This window comes from Streptomyces sp. NPDC054786, assembly GCF_053611685.1.
Genome location: NZ_JBSHAW010000006.1, coordinates 178,250 through 196,778 on the forward strand (window position 1 = coordinate 178,250; position 18,529 = coordinate 196,778).

General features: G+C 70.7%; 17 protein-coding genes and 1 pseudogene. 13 read left to right on the forward strand and 5 right to left on the reverse strand.

Annotated elements, in window-relative coordinates; all coding sequences use genetic code 11:
* Positions 1-11 precede the first annotated feature (11 nt).
* From nirB to ACWGI6_RS07750, 9 genes are all read left to right on the forward strand, one after another.
* The gene (gene nirB / locus ACWGI6_RS07710; protein ID WP_453266649.1) at positions 12-2,666 is read left to right on the forward strand and encodes a nitrite reductase large subunit NirB; all 2,655 of its coding nucleotides are present in this window, start codon (positions 12-14) and stop codon (positions 2,664-2,666) included.
* A complete protein-coding gene (gene nirD / locus ACWGI6_RS07715; RefSeq protein ID WP_453266650.1) occupies positions 2,666-3,058 on the forward strand; it encodes a nitrite reductase small subunit NirD in 393 nt (130 codons plus the stop codon). The genes nirB and nirD overlap by 1 nt, the downstream gene beginning before the upstream one ends.
* 111 nt (positions 3,059-3,169) lie before the next feature.
* The gene (locus tag ACWGI6_RS07720; RefSeq protein WP_453266651.1) at positions 3,170-3,664 is read left to right on the forward strand and encodes an SRPBCC family protein; all 495 of its coding nucleotides are present in this window, start codon (positions 3,170-3,172) and stop codon (positions 3,662-3,664) included.
* Positions 3,665-3,795: 131 nt separating this feature from the next.
* Entirely contained in the window at positions 3,796-4,101 is a 306-nt protein-coding gene (locus tag ACWGI6_RS07725) for an ArsR/SmtB family transcription factor (protein ID WP_030984596.1), read from the forward strand.
* A gap of 196 nt (positions 4,102-4,297) precedes the next feature.
* Positions 4,298-5,242: an oxidoreductase gene (locus ACWGI6_RS07730; protein ID WP_453266652.1), complete on the forward strand. Its 945-nt coding sequence runs from the start codon at positions 4,298-4,300 to the stop codon at positions 5,240-5,242.
* A gap of 111 nt (positions 5,243-5,353) precedes the next feature.
* Complete coding sequence (locus ACWGI6_RS07735; RefSeq protein ID WP_453266653.1) at positions 5,354-6,154, forward strand: maleylpyruvate isomerase family mycothiol-dependent enzyme; 801 nt, start codon at positions 5,354-5,356, stop codon at positions 6,152-6,154.
* 184 nt (positions 6,155-6,338) lie between these two features.
* On the forward strand, positions 6,339-6,707 hold the full coding sequence (locus ACWGI6_RS07740) for a hypothetical protein (protein WP_393905555.1): 369 nt from the start codon (positions 6,339-6,341) through the stop codon (positions 6,705-6,707).
* A 56-nt stretch (positions 6,708-6,763) separates the two neighbouring features.
* On the forward strand, positions 6,764-7,015 hold the full coding sequence (locus tag ACWGI6_RS07745) for an SUKH-4 family immunity protein (RefSeq protein WP_453266654.1): 252 nt from the start codon (positions 6,764-6,766) through the stop codon (positions 7,013-7,015).
* Between the two features lie 31 nt (positions 7,016-7,046).
* Positions 7,047-7,358: a hypothetical protein gene (locus ACWGI6_RS07750; RefSeq protein WP_453266655.1), complete on the forward strand. Its 312-nt coding sequence runs from the start codon at positions 7,047-7,049 to the stop codon at positions 7,356-7,358.
* Positions 7,359-7,418: 60 nt separating this feature from the next.
* On the opposite strand, the pseudogene ACWGI6_RS07755 reads toward ACWGI6_RS07750, so the two are convergent.
* Positions 7,419-7,574: pseudogene (locus ACWGI6_RS07755) on the reverse strand (aminoglycoside 6'-acetyltransferase); the annotation flags it as partial.
* Positions 7,575-7,748: 174 nt separating this feature from the next.
* Here ACWGI6_RS07755 and ACWGI6_RS07760 point away from each other — a divergent pair.
* From ACWGI6_RS07760 to ACWGI6_RS07775, 4 genes are all read left to right on the forward strand, one after another.
* Positions 7,749-9,008: an ABC transporter substrate-binding protein gene (locus ACWGI6_RS07760; protein ID WP_453266656.1), complete on the forward strand. Its 1,260-nt coding sequence runs from the start codon at positions 7,749-7,751 to the stop codon at positions 9,006-9,008.
* A gap of 56 nt (positions 9,009-9,064) precedes the next feature.
* The gene (locus ACWGI6_RS07765; protein WP_453266686.1) at positions 9,065-10,009 is read left to right on the forward strand and encodes a carbohydrate ABC transporter permease; all 945 of its coding nucleotides are present in this window, start codon (positions 9,065-9,067) and stop codon (positions 10,007-10,009) included.
* 6 nt (positions 10,010-10,015) lie between these two features.
* Complete coding sequence (locus tag ACWGI6_RS07770; RefSeq protein ID WP_453266657.1) at positions 10,016-10,852, forward strand: carbohydrate ABC transporter permease; 837 nt, start codon at positions 10,016-10,018, stop codon at positions 10,850-10,852.
* Positions 10,853-11,215: 363 nt separating this feature from the next.
* Positions 11,216-12,163, forward strand: a complete 948-nt coding sequence (locus ACWGI6_RS07775; protein ID WP_453266658.1) for a TauD/TfdA dioxygenase family protein — start codon at positions 11,216-11,218, stop codon at positions 12,161-12,163.
* 237 nt (positions 12,164-12,400) lie between these two features.
* Here the strand turns inward: ACWGI6_RS07775 and ACWGI6_RS07780 are convergent, their stop codons facing one another.
* The 4 genes from ACWGI6_RS07780 to ACWGI6_RS07795 form a co-directional block, all read right to left on the reverse strand.
* On the reverse strand, positions 12,401-13,246 hold the full coding sequence (locus ACWGI6_RS07780) for an ArsR/SmtB family transcription factor (RefSeq protein ID WP_453266659.1): 846 nt from the start codon (positions 13,244-13,246) through the stop codon (positions 12,401-12,403).
* A 616-nt stretch (positions 13,247-13,862) separates the two neighbouring features.
* A complete protein-coding gene (ppdK, locus tag ACWGI6_RS07785) occupies positions 13,863-16,556 on the reverse strand; it encodes a pyruvate, phosphate dikinase (protein ID WP_453266660.1) in 2,694 nt (897 codons plus the stop codon).
* Positions 16,557-16,923: 367 nt separating this feature from the next.
* Positions 16,924-17,667, reverse strand: coding sequence for a type 1 glutamine amidotransferase (locus ACWGI6_RS07790; RefSeq protein WP_453266661.1), 744 nt, complete (start codon positions 17,665-17,667; stop codon positions 16,924-16,926).
* Between the two features lie 236 nt (positions 17,668-17,903).
* The gene (locus tag ACWGI6_RS07795; RefSeq protein ID WP_393905546.1) at positions 17,904-18,476 is read right to left on the reverse strand and encodes a MarR family winged helix-turn-helix transcriptional regulator; all 573 of its coding nucleotides are present in this window, start codon (positions 18,474-18,476) and stop codon (positions 17,904-17,906) included.
* Between the last annotated feature and the right edge of the window lie 53 nt (positions 18,477-18,529).

Here is an 18,529-nt window from a genome sequence, read left to right on the forward strand (position 1 = left end):
GGCTGACGGGCATGACCTCGATGCCGCCGCACCCGGATGCCACGCCAGACGCCGCACCTGGCACCCCCACCCTCGTCCTCATCGGCCACGGCATGGTCGGCCAGCGCTTTCTGGAGGAGCTGGCCGACCGCGGTGTCACCGAGCGGGCGCGGGTGGTCGTGCTGTGCGAGGAGCCCCGCCCGGCCTACGACCGCGTCCAGCTGACCTCGTACTTCGCCGGCCGTACCCCGGACGACCTGAGTCTCGCCGAGCCGGATTTCATGGCCCGGCACGGCATCGAGCTGCACCTCGGCGACCCCGCCACGGCCGTCGACCGCACCACCCGCACGGTCACCGCCCGCTCCGGTCTGACCGTCCGCTACGACGCCCTGGTGCTGGCCACCGGCTCCTACCCGTTCGTGCCGCCGGTGCCGGGCAAGGACAGCGCGGGCTGTTTCGTCTACCGCACCATCGAGGACCTGCTCGCCATCGAGGAGTACGCCAAGAACGCCCGTACCGGTGTGGTGGTCGGCGGCGGACTGCTCGGCCTGGAGGCGGCCGGGGCGCTCAAGGGGCTCGGACTGCGCACCCACATCGTGGAGTTCAGCCCGCGGCTGATGGCCCTCCAGGTCGACGAGGGCGGGGGCCGGGCGCTGCGCCGTACGGTCGAGGGGATGGGTCTGGAGGTGCACACCGGAGTCGGCGGCAAGGAGATCGTCGCGGACGGGGCGGGCGCGGTCGCCGCCATGGGGCTGTCCGACGACTCCCGTATCGACACCGACCTGGTCGTCTTCTCGGCCGGTGTCCGCCCCCGCGACCAGCTCGCCCGGGACTGCGGGCTGCCGGTCGGCGAGCGCGGCGGCATCGTCATCGACGAGCGGTGCCGCACCGGCGACCCGGACGTGTACGCCATCGGCGAGTGCGCGCTGGCCGCGGACGGCCGGGTCTACGGCCTGGTGGCGCCGGGCTATGACATGGCGCGGGTGGCGGCCGCCGGCATCGCCGCCGGCCTCGCCGACGGCAGCGCCCCGGACACCGGATTCACCGGCGCGGACCTGTCGACCAAGCTGAAGCTGCTCGGCGTGGACGTCGCGTCCTTCGGCGATGCGCACGGCACCACCGAGGGCGCTCTGGACGTGGTCTACGCCGACTCCCGCAGCGGCGTCTACAAGAAGCTGGTGATCGGCGCTTCGGGCGAGCTGCTGGGCGGGGTGCTGGTCGGCGACGCCGAGTCGTACGGCATGCTGCGCCCGCTGACCGGCACCGTTCCCCCTCTGGCGCCCGAGCAGCTGGTGCTGCCCGCCGGGGTCGCGGCCGAGGGCGGCGGCGCGCTCGGACCGTCCGCGCTGCCGGACACTGCGGTGCTGTGCAACTGCCACAACGTGACCAAGGGGACGGTGCGGGCCGCGGTCACCGAGCACTCCTGCGGCACCCTCCCCGAGATCAAGAAGTGCACCAAGGCCGGTACCGGCTGCGGCAGCTGCGTCAAGTCGCTGACCGCCGTGATGAACGACGAACTGACCGCGTCCGGCGCCACCCTCGACACCGGTCTGTGCGGCTGCTTCCCGCACACCCGCGCCGAGCTCTACGAGATCGTCCGCACCCTGCGGCTGACTTCCTTCGCCGCGCTGCTGGACTCGCACGGCCGGCCGGCGGCCAGGAACGGCGACGGCTGTGAGATCTGCAAGCCCACCGTCGGCTCGATCATCGCCTCCCTCGCGCCCACCGTCGGCGCCGGCGGTTATGTCCTCGACGGGGAGCAGGCCGCCCTCCAGGACACCAATGACCACTTCCTCGCCAACCTCCAGCGCAACGGCTCGTACTCGATCGTGCCGCGCATCCCCGGCGGGGAGATCACCCCGGAGAAGCTGATCGTGATCGGCGAGGTGGCCCGCGACTTCGGCCTCTACACCAAGATCACCGGTGGTCAGCGGATCGATCTGTTCGGCGCCCGCGTCGATCAACTCCCGCAGGTGTGGGAGCGGTTGGTGGCGGCCGGCTTCGAGTCGGGGCATGCGTACGGCAAGGCGCTGCGCACCGTGAAGTCGTGCGTCGGCCAGACCTGGTGCCGCTACGGCGTCCAGGACTCGGTCCGTATGGCCATCGAGCTGGAGCTGCGCTACCGGGGCCTGCGCTCGCCGCACAAGCTGAAGTCCGCGGTCTCCGGGTGTGCGAGGGAGTGCGCGGAGGCCCGCGGCAAGGACTTCGGGATCATCGCCACCTCCCTCGGCTGGAATCTGTACGTGGGCGGAAACGGTGGCGCGGACCCGCGCCACGCCGACCTGCTCGCCCAGGACTTGAGCGACGCCGAGCTGATCCGCCTGATCGACCGCTTCCTGATGTTCTACATCCGCACCGCCGACCGCCTGGAGCGCACCTCCGCCTGGCTGGAGCGGATCGAGGGCGGCCTCGACCACGTACGGGACGTCGTCGTCCATGACTCGCTGGGGCTGTGCGACGAGCTGGAGGCCCTGATGGCCGCGCATGTCACCCACTACCGCGACGAGTGGGCCGAGACCCTCGCCGACCCCGAGCGGCTGGCCCGCTTCGTCTCCTTCGTCAATGCGCCCGACGCACCCGATCCGTCCGTCCGCTTCGTACCGGAGCGCGACCAGGTCAAGCCGGATCTGACGCTGCTGGCCGGACCGACACTGCCCGTTCGCACCCTGGAAGGGACCTCCGTCTGATGACTACCGCCACCGCACCGCTCACCCGCCCCGAGGCCGACGCCCCGCCCGCCGCGCTCGAGATCCGCTGCGCCCAGGGCTGGGTCGCGGTGTGCACGCTGGACGACCTCACCCCTGGGCGCGGGGTCGCCGCCCTCCTCCCGGACGGCACCCAGGCCGCGCTCTTCGTCGACCGCGCCGGCCGGCCGTACGCGATCGCCAACCGCGATCCGTTCACCGGCGCCCAGGTGCTCTCCCGCGGTCTGACCGGCTCGGCCGACGGCCGGGCGTTCGTGGCATCGCCGCTGCTCAAGCAGCGTTTCGATCTGGCCTCGGGGGACTGCCTGGACGACCCTTCGACTTCGGTGGCGACCTACCCCGTACGGACGCGGGGCGGGGAGCGCGACGACTGAGGCCCGCCCCGGAAGCACAAGCGCAACCCACCGGTTGCACCTCCTGTCGCCACGTGCAACCATCGGGTAGCACGTAAGGCACCGAGAAGGGCACGCCAGGAGGAGCACCTCATGAGCACCGACAGCAACCAGCACAAGGACGGCGGCACCGAGGCCGCGGACCGCATCGAGCGGGAGATCAGCATCGCCGCACCCGTGGAGCGGGTCTGGGCCGTGCTCACCGAGCCGGAACACGTCGGCTCGTGGTTCGGCCAGGGCGAGCCCACGCCGGTCGACCTGCGGCCGGGCGGCATCATGGAGCTCGACCACGGCGAGTACGGCCAGTTCCTCACCAAAATCGTGAAGGTGGACCCGCCGCACCACTTCTCGTACCGCTGGGCCAGCGCGCACCCCGGTGAGGTGGCCGTCGAGGGCAACTCCACCCTCGTCGAATTCACCCTCACCCCGGAGGGCGACGGCACCCGTCTGCGCGTGGTGGAGACCGGCTTCGCCGGCCTCGTCATCCCCGAGGAGCGGAAGAAGACCGCCGGGTACGAGAGCCACTCCGAGGGCTGGTCCGGCCAGGTGGAGAACATCCGGCGGTACGCGGAGCAGCTCGCGGGATGACGAGGGCTGCAGGAGCGGGCGGGGGCCGGGGCTCGGGCGCCGGCCGGGCCCCGGGCTCGGGGGCGGGCGCGGGCCAGAGCTCGGGCGGGGGTGCGGGCGCGGGCTCGGGCCAGGGCGCGGGCTCGGACGCCGTGGCGGAGGTGTTCTCCGCACTGGCGGATCCGACCCGCCGCCGGATACTCGACGCCCTCGCCGCACACGGCGAGGCGACCGCCACGGTCCTGGCGGCCGAACTCCCGGTCAGCCGCCAGGCCATCGTCAAACACCTGGGCGTCCTGGACCGGGCCGGTCTGGTCGCCGGCCACCGGGAAGGCCGGGAGGCGCGCTACCGGGTCATACCGGAGCGGCTGGGCGTCACCGCCCGGTGGATGGACCGGGTGGCCGCCGCGTGGGACACCCGTCTCTCGGCGATCAAGCGCCTCGCCGAAGGGGAGTGACCCGGGCGGCCACCGGGCAACGGGGCGGGCGGAGAGGGAGGTACCGGAAGGCGAGGGACCGTACGGGAAGGCAAGGGCGGGGCCGCGCCGCTGTCCGGGCGGGGTCCGGCGGGCCGCGCCCGTCACCCTCCGTCCCTCTCCGGTCCCGGCCGCCCCGCCCACGTACTCTGGTCGCCCCCTACGGAGGAGCACAGGCGTGACCCGGTGGAACACCAGCCACATCCCCGACCAGACCGGCCGCTCGGCGGTCGTCACGGGCGCCAACAGCGGCCTCGGCTATGTCACCGCCCGCGAACTGGCCCGCCACGGCGCCCGCGTGCTGCTGGCCTGCCGCAACGAGGCGCGGGGCAGGGCCGCGCTGGAGCGGCTGCGGGCCGAGGTCCCCACCGCCGAGGCCGAGTTCCGGCCGCTCGACCTGGCCGATCTGTCCTCCGTGCGGGATTTCGCCGCCGCCCTCGACGACTTCGACGGCGACCGCCTCGACCTGCTCGTCAACAACGCGGGCGTGATGGCGCTGCCGTACCGGACCACCGCCGACGGCTTCGAGATGCAGTTCGGCACCAACCACCTCGGCCACTTCGCGCTGACCGGGCTGCTGCTGCCCAAGCTCCTCGCCACGCCCGGCGCCCGGGTCGTCACCGTCTCCAGCATGCTGCACGCCCTCGCCGACCTCGACTACACCGACCTCAACAGCGCGCGCTCCTATCGCCGCTGGATCGCCTACGGCCGCTCCAAGAGCGCCAACCTGCTCTTCACCCACGAGCTGACCCGGCGGCTGGCCGCGGCCGGCTCGCAGGTCGTCGCGGCCGCCGCGCACCCCGGATACGCCGCCACCAACCTCGCGACGGCGGGCGTCCGGATGGAGGGCCGCACCTCCGCCGAGCGCATGGTCGACCTGGCCAACCGCGCGCTCGCCCAGTCCCCGGACGGCGGCGCCCTGGGCACCCTCTGCGCCGCCACCGCCCCGCACATGCGGCCGGACTCCTTCATCGGCCCGCGCAGCGGACTGCGCGGCGCCCCCGTCCAGTCCTTCCGCGCCCCCTGGACCAAGAAGGACACCAACAGCGCACGCCTGTGGGCCGCCTCGGAGGAGCTCACCGGCGTCCGCTACGACTTCTCACGGCCGGCGGCGGCCCTCTGACCGGCACGGCCGGGAAAGAGCGGTCATCTGCCGCTTGCGGTTCCGCCTGGAGACAGGCGGAACCGCACGTGGTGACGCCGCATTGTCAGTGCCCCGACCTACCGTGACGTCATGAACTCCGCCATGGATTACGACGGTCACTGCGCCGAAATCGTCCACCAGGCCGACCTGCTGGCGTCCTGCCTCATCGAGCGGGACACCGACCTGACGACCACCGTCCCCTCCTGCCCCGAATGGAACCTCGCCCAGCTGCTCCGGCATCTGGGCGAGGCCCATCGCTGGGTGGCGGAGCTCGTACGGACCCGGGCGACCGAACCCCCGCCCGACACCGCCCTCCGCATCCTGCCCCGCGACACCGCCCGGTCCCCGGCCGAGCTCGCCGCCTGGCTCGCCGAAGGCGCCCGGCTCCTCGCGGACACGCTCCGCGGCACCGGCCCCGACGCCCGGATCTGGACCCCGCTCCCCTCCGGCTCCCCGCGCTTCTTCGCCCGCCGCATGACCCACGAGACGGTCATGCACCGGGCCGACGCGACCCTGGCCCTCGGCAGGGACTTCACCGTCGACCAGCGGGTCGCCCTCGACAGCCTCGACGAGTGGATGGAACTTGGCTCCCTGCCCGAGATGTTCGACTTCCACCCGGACCGACGCGAACTCCTCGGCCCCGGCCGCACCCTGCACTTCCACGCCACGGACACCCCACCGGAAGCGGCCGCCGACTGGCCCGTCGACCTCACCGGCGACACCCTCGCCTGGCGCCGCGCCCAGGAACCGGCCGCCGTCTCGGTCCGCGCACCCCTGACGGACCTCTTGCTCCTCATCTACGGCCGCCTCCCCGGCGACAGCGACACCTTCGAGATCGTCGGCGATGCGGAACTGCTGGAGTTCTGGCTGGCGCGGGTGCTCTTCGGGTGAGCGCCGGCGTACGGAAGCATCGGCGGTACCTACGGGCACAGCGGCTGACGACCTGAGGCGGGACGGCCTGTGTGCAGGGGCGGAGGCGGCCGCCCGCCCGCCCCGGAAGCGAACCAACCGGGCCGCCACGGCGTGAGTTAGGTTGACCACCACCCACACGAACCAGCGCCGAGGAGACAGCATCATGACCGACTCCGACCGGCCGGACAGCGCTCCCGGCCTGCCCCCTACGCCTCCCCCGCTCCCTCCGGAGACCGGCCCGCAGCCCGTGCCGACGAACGAGGCCGAGGCACTGGAGATCGGCCGCCGGCACTACCCCGAGGTCGGCTCACCGGACGGGCCGACGGGCCTGTTCGTCCACGAATTCGACGACGGCTACCTGATCCACGCGAGCTGGCCGCCCGCCGAGGACCCCACCGCTCCTCCTGCGGAGCCCGGGGGAAGCAATGTCGTCATCGCCAAGGCCGACGGCGAGGTGACCTTCCTGCCCAACTTCCCTCCGGAATCGGCGGTTGAGCTCTACTACCAAGTCCACGGCCGGCGGACTTCCTGAGCCCTCCCCGACCGAAGCTCCCCCGCTGCGCGGAGCCGGGCCCGCCGGTGGCCCTGGTGAGCCGTCAACACGGCACGCACCGCATCCACACCTTCCCGGAACACACGCTGCCCGACGGGCTGACGGACGGACCGACGCGCCGCACACTCAGGGAATTCGGGCTGCCCGCGATGAGCAACGAAGACGGCCTGGCCAGCTGTCCGTACGGCGATCACCGGACGGCCGTCTCCGACGAGATCCCCTGGCCATCGGGCATGGAATGCCCCCAGGAGCGCCCCACGCCGCGGGCTAACGGGCGTCCCGCGTAAGAAGACCATGCTGAACAGGAGAGAATCCGGTATGCCCCAGGACACGCCCACCCCGCCGACCACCCCCGAGGAAGCGCTCGCCATCGTCCGCAGCCGCTACGCCCAGCCCAAGCTGCCGGACGGCTCCCCCGCCCCGATGCACGTCCACGAATTCGACCTCGGCTACCTCGTGTACGCCGGCTCCCCCCGTACACCGGACGCATCCGGCCGGCCGAAGCCGGCCCCGCCAGGCGGGTCAAAGGTCATCGTGGCCAAGGACACCGGCGAAACCGTCACCGTGCCCAACTTCCCCACCGAGGCGGCCATCGAGCTGTACCGCAAGCAGCGTCGGGCGGATACGTAGCAAGGCCGGCCCGCTCAAGTCAGCTCGTCCGCCGACAGATCCCTCAGCAGTCCGTCCGCCCAGCCGGCGGGCCAGTGTGCGTACGGCGTCCGTGCCGAGGCCCTGGCCGTGTCGCCGGGCCGTGAGGAAGATGTCGATGCTTGCGTGACGGAATTCGGGGTCGCTCTCCTCGTCGAACTGAATCGCCCCGATGCCCTCACCGTCGACGACGAGCGCGTGACGGCTGCCGGTCGGCCACCGGCCACCGGCCACCCGCGGACGACACCCCCACCCGGCCCCCCGTTTCGTCCAGATGCCATGCGCGCTTCACAGTCGTACGGCAGAGTGGACGGTCGCACCGTCGGTGATCGATGATCACCGGTAGGTTACGAGCGCAGGGGGCGACGTGCCATGACGGAGATCAACAGGCGGCGGCTGTTGGCGGCCGGCGGCGGGCTGGCCCTTGCCGCGGGGACGGCGACGGCGTGCGGGTCCAACACCGGGCGCGGGGGCGGTGGTTCGGGGCCCGGGATCCGTCAGTGGTACCACCAGTACGGGGAGCCGGGGGCCGAGCGGGCCGTGAAGCGGTACGCCGCCGCGTACAAGAAGGCGAACGTCTCGGTGCAGTGGCGGCCGGGCGACTACGACCGGCAGACCGCGGCCGCGCTGCTCACCGACTCGGGGCCGGACGTCTTCGAGGTCAACGGGCCGCTGCTGGAGCAGATCCAGGGCGGGCAGGTGGTCGACCTGACCGCCGAGGTCGAGCCGGTCAAGGACGACTTCCACCAGGCCGTGCTGGCACCGAAGATCTGGCAGGACAAGATCTGGGGCATCCCGCAGGTCATTGACATGCAGGTGCTGTACTACCGCAAGAGCCTGCTGAAGAAGGCCGGGGTGCGGCCGCCGCAGACGCTCGACGAGTTGGTGGACGGGGCGAAGAAACTCAGCGACAAGAAGGCCAAGGGGCTGTTCCTGGGGAATGACGGCGGGGTCGGAGTGCTCGGCGGCACGCCGTTGTTCGCCGCCGGGCTGAGTCTGATCGGTGCGGACGGCAAGGCCGGGTTCGACGATCCTGCTGCGGCTCGTGCGCTCGGGAAGATCCGGCAGCTGTACGCGGACAAGTCGCTGCTGCTGGGGGCGCCCACGGACTGGTCCGATCCGGCCGCGTTCATCCAGGGACTGACCGCGATGCAGTGGTCGGGGCTGTGGGCGCTGCCGCAGATCAAGAAGGCGCTGGGGGACGACTTCGGAGTGTTGCCGTTCCCGAAGGACGGGAGCGGAGGGAAGCCTTCCGTTCCGGTGGGCGCCTATGGCTCCGCGGTCAGCTCGCGCAGCAAGCGCAAGGCGGAGGCGAAGGCGTTCGCCAAGTGGCTGTGGGTGGACCGCACCGAGTACCAGCAGGACTTCGCGCTCTCGTACGGCTTCCACATCCCGGCCCGGATCTCCCTGGCGAAGAAGGCCCGGCAGCTGCAGGCCGGCCCGGCGGCGGACGCGGTCCGGTTCGCCACCGATCACGGCTATGCCGAGCCGCTGTTGTGGACGACAGCGGACCGTACCGCCTATCAGGACGCGCTGAGCCGGATCATCAAGGACGGCACCAACCCGGAGAGTGAGCTGAAGACTGTGGTGCGCAAGGTCAACGCGGAACTCCAGCGGGTCAAGAAGAAGTGACGGCGGGCGGGACCGAACAGGCGGTCACAGACGTACCGGCCCCCCGGGCCGCAGCGGTGCCGGTCGCCGAGCCACGCTCGTTCGGCGCCCGGCTGCTCGGCCCGCAGCGGCGGAATCTCTGGTTCTGGCTCTTCGTCGGGCCGTTCGCGATCGGGCTGGGGCTGTTCACGTACGTGCCGCTGGCGTGGAGCGTCTACCTGAGCTTCTTCGACGCGCACAACACCGTGAGTCCGGCCGGCGCGGATTTCGTCGGACTGGGCAACTACGGCGCGATGCTGAGCGATCGGGCGTTCCTCGGCAGCCTGGGGACGTTCCTGCTGTTCACGGCGTTCATCGTGCCCGCGACCTATGTACTCTCGCTCGCACTCGCGCTGATGGTGAACCGGCTGCGCTTCGCCCGGGCGTTCTTCCGGTCGGTGTTCTTCCTGCCGACGGCCTGCTCGTATGTCGTCGCGGCGGTGATCTGGAAGCTGTCGATCTTCAACGGGGTGCGGTTCGGCCTGGCCAACACCGTCCTGGGGTGGTTCGGCGCGGACCAGACCGCCTGGCTGTCGACGACCGATCCGCCCTGGTACTGGCTGGTCATCGTGACCGTACGGCTGTGGCTGCAGGCCGGGTTCTACATGATCCTGTTTCTGGCCGGGCTGCAGCGGATCTCGCCGCAGCTGTACGAGGCGGCGGCGGTGGACGGGGCACGGCCCGGCTGGCAGGTCTTCCGGCACATCACCTTTCCGCAGTTGCGTGCCACCTCCGTCGCGGTGGTGCTGCTGTTGGTGATCAATGCGTTCCAGGCGTTCGACGAGTTCTACAACCTGCTGAGCGATGCGCGCGGCTATCCGCCGTATGCCCGGCCGCCGTTGGTCTACCTGTACTACACGGCGCTCGGACGGGACCAGAATCTCGGGCTGGGCAGCGCGGGTGCGGTCATTCTGGCGCTGATCATCGCGCTGGCGACGGTCGTGCAGGCCCGCTGGTTCGGCCTCGGCCGCAAGGAGGAGTGAGCACCGATGCATGACGCGCTGACCAGAGCCGGGCGCGCACTGCGGGTCGTCGTCCTGATCACCCTCGCGCTGCTGTTCCTCATCCCCTTCTATCTGCTGGTGCGGAACGGGCTGGCGACCGAGCACGACATCACCGCGCCCGGCTGGACGTTCTTCCCGCACGCGCTGCAGTGGTCGAACCTGACCGAGGTCTTCCGGGACCCGAACCTCCCCATGGCGCGGGCGCTGCTCAACTCGACGCTGATCGCGGTGTCGACGACCGTCGGCACGGTGCTGTTGGCGTCGCTCGCGGGGTACGGCCTGGCCCGGATCCCGTACCGGCACGCCAATGCCGTCTTCTACACGATCCTGGGGACGCTGATGGTCCCGGCGGCCGTGACGTTCGTGCCGAGCTTCGTCCTGGTGTCGTCGCTCGGGTGGATCTCCACGCTGCGGGGGCTGGTCATTCCGACGCTGTTCAGCGCGTTCGCCTGCTTCATCTTCCGGCAGTACTTCCTGGGCTTCCCCCAGGAGCTGGAGGACGCGGCGCGGGTCGACGGGCTCGGCCACTGGCGGACGTACTGGCGCATCGTGGTCCCCAACGCCCGGCCGGTCTTCGCCGCCGTCGGCACCATCGTCTTCATCGGTGCCTGGAACGCGTTCCTGTGGCCGCTGGTGATCGGGCAGGACCAGGAGTCCTGGACGGTGCAGGTGGCGCTGTCGACGTTCACCACCGCGCAGAATCTCAATCTGCATGAGCTGTTCGTGGCCGCGGCGTTCTCCATCGCCCCGCTGGTGGTGGTCTTCCTGCTGCTCCAGCGGTACATCGTCGCGGGGGTGGAGCGCAGTGGGATCGATGACTGACGGATTGAGGACGCCTGCATGAGGAGGTACGGTGCGTGGCATGAGCACGCATCCGAATCTCCGTGAGGTGGCGCCGCGCGATCGCGGCCCCCACGGCGAGTGCGCGCCCCGCGGCCTGAGCTTTCTGCGCCGCCGCGGCCGGGTGGGGTCTCCCCCGGCCGGTTGTTCCTGTACGTCCTGACGCGTTCGCGCTCTGACGGCTTCGCGTACTGACGACTTCGCGCTCTGACTGCTTCGCGCACTGACGTCCGGCGGCCGGTGGTCCCACGACCGCCTCCGCCGTGGCCGCACCACGATTCCCACCCGCCATGGTCATGGCTTCCCCGCTCCCCCGCCTCCCCTTCCCGCCTTCAGGAGGACCAGTTGACGACGCTCGCCGATTCCGCGGCTCCCCTCGCCCCTGCCCTGCGCCCGCACCGCATCCCCGCCGACGGCCTGTACGAAGGGCACCGTATCCTGCGCCGGACTCCCGAGGACTGGGACGACCGGCCCTACGAGCGCTTCGAGGTCGTACCGCAGGCCGCCACCATCGGGGCCGAAATTCGTGGACTGGACCTGTCCCGCCCGCTGTCCGACGGCCTGCACGCGGAGCTGAACCGGGCGCTGCTGGAGTGGAAGGTGCTGTTCTTCCGCGGGCAGCATCTGAGCTCCGCCGCACAGCGCGAATTCGCCGGCAATTGGGGTGAGCTGGAGACCAACCCGTTGCTGGCGCGGGGCGATTCGAAGGATGTGGTGCGGTTCGACAAGGCGGCCGGCGGCGTCCCGACGTTCGAGAACGTATGGCACACGGATGTCACGTTCCGGGAACGGCCGGCGCTCGGTGCGGTGCTGCAACTGCGGGAGGTCCCGCCCGCGGGCGGAGACACGATGTGGGCCGATATGGCCGCGGCATACGACAATTTGCCTCCGGAAATCCGGGCACGGATCAATGAGGCGCGGGCGGTGCACGACTATCTCCCGGGTTTCGCGCGCTTCTACTCAGCGGCTCAACTGGCGCCATTCCAGGAGGAGTTCCCGCCGGTCGAGCATCCGGTGGTGCGCCGGCACCCGGAGACCGGGCGGCGGATGCTGTTCGTCAACGCCTCCTTCACCACCCGGATCGTGGGTCTCGGGGAGGCGGCGAGCGACCGGCTGTTGCGGCTGTTGTTCCAGCAGGCGCAGGTGCCGGAGTTCCAGGTGCGGTGGCGCTGGCAGGCGGGGGACCTCGCGTTCTGGGACAACCGCGCCACCCAGCACTATGCGGTGAACGACTACGGGCCGCACCGCCGGGTCGCCGAACGGGTCGCCATCGCGGGCGATCGCCCCTACTGACCGGGGGCCTGTCGCGGCTGCCGCCGGTCAGGACGCACCTGACCGGCGGCAGGACGTATCCACCGGGCGGCAGGGCCCGTCCGACGGACGGCGGGACCTGCCCGGCGGTCAGCGGGACCTGTCCGACGGACTGCAGGACCTGTCCGACGGACTGCGGGCGGAGCCCGTCAGGCGGCAGTACGTACCGGGCGCGCGGCACGAGGTACCCCACGCGCCCGGAGACGCACCCGGCGCGGCTCACCCCAGCCGTTCGTACGCCGCCGCCTCCGCCGGGCGCGCACCGCGCAGCAGGGCCGCGCCCAGCGGGGTGAGGGTGTGCAGTACCGCGTTGCCCTGCCGCAGGGTGACCAGCAGGCCGGCATCGCGGAGCACCGTCGCATGCTGGCTGGCGGAGGCCAGCGAGACATCGGCGCGGCGGGCGAGTTCGCTGGTGGTGCAGCCGACGCCGATGCCCTGGAGTATCGCGGAGCGGGTCTGGCCGACGAGCCGGCCGAGGGAACGTTCCGGCGGGACCGGCGGGGTGAACCGCGGGGTCTGGTGTTCCACGGGGTAGACCAGCACGGGCGTCAGATCCGTGTTGTGGAACGTGACGGGCGTGCGGCGGCAGAAGTACGACGGCAGCAGCAACAGCCCCCGGCCGCGGAGGTGGAGGTCGCGGTCCACCGGATAGTCGGCCTCCAGGACCGGCGGGCGCCAGCGCATCATCGGCGGGAGCGAGGCCAGCAGCCGGTCCGCGCCGCCGTCGAGCAACGCCCTGCCGCGAGCGGCCCGGTCGGCCTCGATACGGCTCTGGACGCGCGGCCAGTACGGGGCGACGGCCGCCTCGTAATAGCGCTGGAGGATCCCGGCGAGCCTGCCGAGGGCACGGGTGTCGCCCTCGGCCATCGCCCGTATCCACGACGGGAGCGGGCGGGCGGCCGTGGAGAGCCGGGCGAGTTCCTCGCGCAGCCGGCCGGCCGGCGTCTCGCGCAGTGCGGCGAGTGCGTCGGTCATGCCGAGGAGCCCTTCGGCGGGCGTCAGGAAATCGGGGAAATATCCGCGGGTGGGCACGAGCGGCGCCAGCAGTCGCGCTTCGCCATTCAACCTTCCGCGTGTTTCCGATCGCCATTTGCCGAACGCCGAATCGTCCCGTCGGTCGCGCAGCCGATGAAAGCTTAAGACGGTCTCCCACAGTGCGTCCGGGCGTGCCGCAATGCGTACACGGGCCAGATCGAGTCCACTGAAATGGACGCGTAACACCGAACCCCCACCCCTGGTTTCCTCAGTCGGCCCCCGGCACGCCTGAGTATGCACGCCAACACGTGCGGTCACCATGCCCTTTTGGCCAGACTTGAAAGTGGTCGCGCCACCCGGCGGGTGGGAGGAAAGCTTGTACTCAATTCAGCGGCGGTGCGAACGGACCGGATTGCTCGATCCCGTGGGGGGTGATGAGCAACCACCCGGCCACTCGCCAGCCCCGCTGAAGGCCGCCTTCCCGCGCCGACCGGGGTGGCGGCAGCTCCCGAGGGGGGAGTCCGGAGAAAGCGAGGGCGGCACCTCCGCACAGGTGCCGCCCTCGTTCGGGTGCCGGAGCCGACAGCCGGGCGGTTGAGGGTTGGGCCCGAACCGCCGTACTCCGGTGGTCTTTCCGGCCACCGCGGGCGCACTCGGCGTCCACGGTGACCGAGGGGGTCAGCGGTGCTCGCTGTCCCCGGTGCGGTCAGCGGCTGTCGCTGCCCTTGGACTCCGCGGCCGCGCGGCCCGCCTCCAGCCGTGCGACCGGAATGCGGAACGGGGAGCAGGAGACGTAGTCCAGGCCCACCTCGTGGAAGAAGTGGACGGACTCCGGGTCACCGCCGTGCTCGCCGCAGACACCGAGCTTGAGGTCCGGGCGGGTGGCCCGGCCGGCCGCGACGGCGTTGCGGACCAGGGAGCCCACGCCGTCCTTGTCGATGGTCTCGAACGGGCTGACGCCGAAGATGCCCTTCTCCAGGTACGCGGTGAAGAAGCTGGCCTCGACGTCGTCGCGGCTGAAGCCCCAGACCGTCTGCGTGAGGTCGTTCGTACCGAAGGAGAAGAAGTCGGCGGACTCGGCGATCTGACCGGCCGTGAGGGCGGCGCGGGGCAGCTCGATCATCGTGCCGAGGCTGAGCTTGAGGTCGATGCCGTGGCTCTTCTCGACCTCGGCGATGACCTGCTCGGCCTCCTCGCGGACGATCTCCAGCTCCTGGACGGTACCCACCAGCGGGATCATGATCTCCGCGCGCGGGTCGCCCTTGGCGTTCTTGCGCTCGGCGGCGGCCTCCGCGATGGCGCGTACCTGCATCGCGAACAGACCGGGGATGACCAGGCCGAGGCGCACGCCGCGCAGACCCAGCATCGGGTTCTGCTCGTGCAGTTTGTGCACGGCCTGCAGCAGCCGCAGGTCGTTCTCGTTGGCGTCCTTGCGGGCCTCGGCGAGCGCGACCCGCACCGACAGCTCGGTGATGTCGGGCAGGAACTCGTGCAGCGGCGGGTCCAGCAGCCGGACGGTCACCGGCAGCCCGTCCATCGACTCGAAGAGCTCGGTGAAGTCGGCCTTCTGGAGCGGCAGCAGCTCGTGGAGCGCGGCCTTCCGGTCGGTCTCGGTGTCGGCCAGGATGAGCCGCTCGACCATCTCCCGGCGCTCACCGAGGAACATGTGCTCGGTGCGGCACAGGCCGATGCCCTGGGCGCCGAACCGGCGGGCGCGGGCGGCGTCCTCGGCGTTGTCGGCGTTGGCCCGTACGCGCAGCCGGCGTACCCGGTCCGCGTACGCCATGATCCGGTGGACGGCCTTGACCAGCTCGTCGGCGTCGTCGGCGCCGGCGTGCATCCGGCCCTCGAAGTACTCCACGACCGGGGACGGCACGACCGGCACCTCGCCGGCGTAGACCTTGCCGCTGGAGCCGTCGATGGAGACGACGTCGCCCTCCTCGATGACGGTCCCGTCCGGGGTCGTCATCTTGCGGGACTTGGTGTCGACCTCCAGCTCCTCGGCGCCGCAGACACAGGTCTTGCCCATGCCGCGGGCGACGACGGCGGCGTGCGAGGTCTTGCCGCCGCGGGAGGTGAGGATGCCCTCGGCGGCGATCATGCCGTTGAGGTCGTCGGGGTTGGTCTCGCGGCGGATCAGGATGACCTTCTCGCCGGAGCGCGACCACTTGACGGCGGTGTACGAGTCGAAGACGGCCTTGCCGACCGCCGCGCCCGGGGAGGCGGCGATCCCACGGCCGATCATCTCGGACTTCGCGCCCAGGTCGAAGCGGGGGAACATCAGCTGCGCCAGCTGCGCGCCGTTGACCCGCTGGAGGGCCTCGGCCTCGTCGATCAGACCCTGGTCGACGAGCTGGGTGGCGATCCGGAAGGCGGCACCGGCGGTGCGCTTGCCGATCCGGGTCTGGAGCATCCACAGCTTGCCGCGCTCGATGGTGAACTCGATGTCGCACAGGTCCTTGTAGTGCGTTTCGAGCGTCTCCATGATCTGCATCAGCTGGTCGTACGACGCCTTGTCGATGCGCTCGAGGTCGGCGAGCGGCACGGTGTTGCGGATACCGGCGACGACGTCCTCGCCCTGCGCGTTCTGCAGGTAGTCGCCGTAGACGCCCTGGTGGCCGGTGGCGGGGTCGCGGGTGAAGGCGACGCCGGTGCCGGAGTCGGGGCCGAGGTTGCCGAAGACCATGGAGCAGATGTTGACCGCGGTGCCGAGGTCGCCGGGGATGCGCTCCTGGCGGCGGTAGAGCTTGGCGCGGTCGGTGTTCCACGAGTCGAAGACCGCGCGCACGGCGAGGTCCATCTGCTCGCGGGGCTCCTGCGGGAAGTCGCGGCCGGTCTCCTTGGACACGATGTCCTTGAAGTGCGCGACCAGGCTCTTGAGGTCGGCTGCGTCCAGCTCGATGTCGACGCGGACGCCCTTGGCCTGCTTGGCCTCCTCCAGCGCCTCCTCGAAGAGCTCGCCGTCCACGCCCAGCACGGTCTTGCCGAACATCTGGATCAGGCGGCGGTAGGAGTCCCACGCGAAGCGCTCGTCGCCGGCCTGCGCGGCGAGGCCGGAAACCGATGCATCGGAGAGGCCGATGTTGAGGACGGTGTCCATCATGCCGGGCATCGAGAACTTCGCCCCGGAACGCACCGATACGAGCAGCGGGTCGTCGGCCTGGCCGAGCTTCTTGCCCATCTTCCGCTCAAGGGCGTCGAGGTGCTCGGAGACCTCGGCACGCAGTGCCGCGGGCTCGGTGCCGCTTTCGAGGTAGACCTTGCAGGCTTCGGTGGTGATCGTGAAGCCGGGAGGGACGGGAAGCCCCAGGTTGGTCATCTCGGCGAGGTTCGCGCCCTTGCCGCCTAGAAGGTCCTTGAGGTCCTTGTTGCCCTCGGTGAAGTCGTAGACGAACTTCACGGACGAAGGCTGGGTTACGTGGGGATCTTGCGTTTCCGGCACGGCACTGACTCCTCGCCGACGGGCTGCCCTGACGGCCAGGAACATACCCAGATCGAAGGCGTATGGGTACGTCCACTTGGTCGACATACGTGTGTAACCAGTCGTCCGCCAGTAGATCGAAAGTGATCACGCATTCGGCGGTCCGTTCATTACCTGAATGCATCACTCCGCTAAGCACCCGAATCAGCAGTGGTGTGCTACTCACTGCAACGAATGGAGTAATCAGTCGAACACATGAAGCGTGGCACCCGGTGCCACCATTGGAGAGATGGAACCCCTCACGGACTGCTCATCTGAGCGCGACCCCTATCAGGGGTGGCGAGAATCACGCGCTCATGTGTGACGGGGTTCCATCATTTGGACCCTCGCCGGCCCTTCGCTCCGCAACCTGATCAAGGAATGCGTCCACCAGGATGCGCGCCCGCTCCCGTACGGCCGGCAGATCTGCCCGCAATTCGGCCACCAGCCGCTCCGGGGCGACCCCGACCTCGGCCGCGATCGCCTTCCCGTCCTCGTCGAACCAGGCCTGCAGCACCTCCGGCGTCAGCTCCGGATGGAACTGCACCCCCCATGAACGGCCGCAGACGAAGGCCTGCGAGGCGACCTCGTTACGCGCCAACTCCCGGGCACCCGGCGGCAGCAGCCAGCGGTCCCCGTGGAACTGGAACCAAGGCCCCGGGCCGACCAGGCCCGGCGCATCGGTCGTGATGCGGCTCCAGCCCAGCTCGAAGCGCGGGGCGACCTCGATGTCCCCACCGAGGGCCGTGGCCAGCGCCTGACCGCCGAAACAGATGCCGAGTACCGGTATCCCGGCCTCGTGCGCCGAGCGCAGCAGGGCCAGTTCCGCCTCGATCCAGGCATTCCTTCGCGCCACCGACCACGGAGCACCGAGCGTAAGGATCAGGTCATAGTTCTCGGCCGCAGGGAAGGCCACGTCGACGTCCGGGGTCGTATACCGCTCGGCCGGCACGACGAGCAGTTCGTCGAGCTCATAGCCCCGCTCGGCCAGCCGCTCACCTACGTGGCCCGCGGTGGACAGATGGTCGTGGATGATGACCAAGGCGCGCATGGTGGGTACTCCCCTGCTGTGGTGGGGCCTGCCGGGCCCTCGACCGAGGTGTTGTTCGGGATCGAACCTGGTTGTCGTGCGTACGGCCGGTCCCGCCCTCGATGGGTGGGGCAGTGGCAGCCTCCGGGGTGACGATCGCACCCCCGGTCATTCAAGAGCCCGACAGCCGCCACGGCAAAGGCGCCCGGCCAGGGGTGTCCCGGGACGCGACAGCCCGGCGAACCGGCCCTCGCCGCTTACCCCTTGGCCCGTCGTCCGCTCCGCCGCGGCCGGGGATCCTGGCCGTCCAGCAGCTCCAGCCGCCGGTCCTCGCCGCGGGTCTCGACCTGCACCACGATCCGGCGCAGCAGACCCGCCAGGTCCAGCGCCTCGTCGTCGCTCAGTCCCCCGGTGACAAAGACTTCCTCGGCGTTGAACTCCGGGAAGACCCGGCCCATCAGCTGCTCGCCCTCAGGGGTGAGCGTGAGCAGGGCGAGCCGCCCGTCGCTCGGGTGGCTCTTGCGCTCCATCAGGCCGCGGGCCTGGAGGGTGCGGGCGACGCCGGTGAGCGTGCCCTTGGAGATACCGGCCTCCTCGGCGACCCGGCGGGTCTCCCTCTCGCCCCCGATCCACACCACCCACAGCACGACGAAGGAGGTCCAGGTCAGCTCGGCGCCACGCAGTACGGAGTTCTCGAAGTGCTGCCGTACGGCGGCCGCGGCGCGGTAGATGTTCGCGACCGCGGCCATCTGCTCATGGCGGACAGGGGTGTCGCCGAGTTTGGCCTGGACGGCCTTTTCGGTGTCCTCGATGGAACGGTGCCCGCTCACCACGGCAGCTCCCTCAGCGTCGTCCGCGATCCCGCCCGCCCCGTGCGGGATCT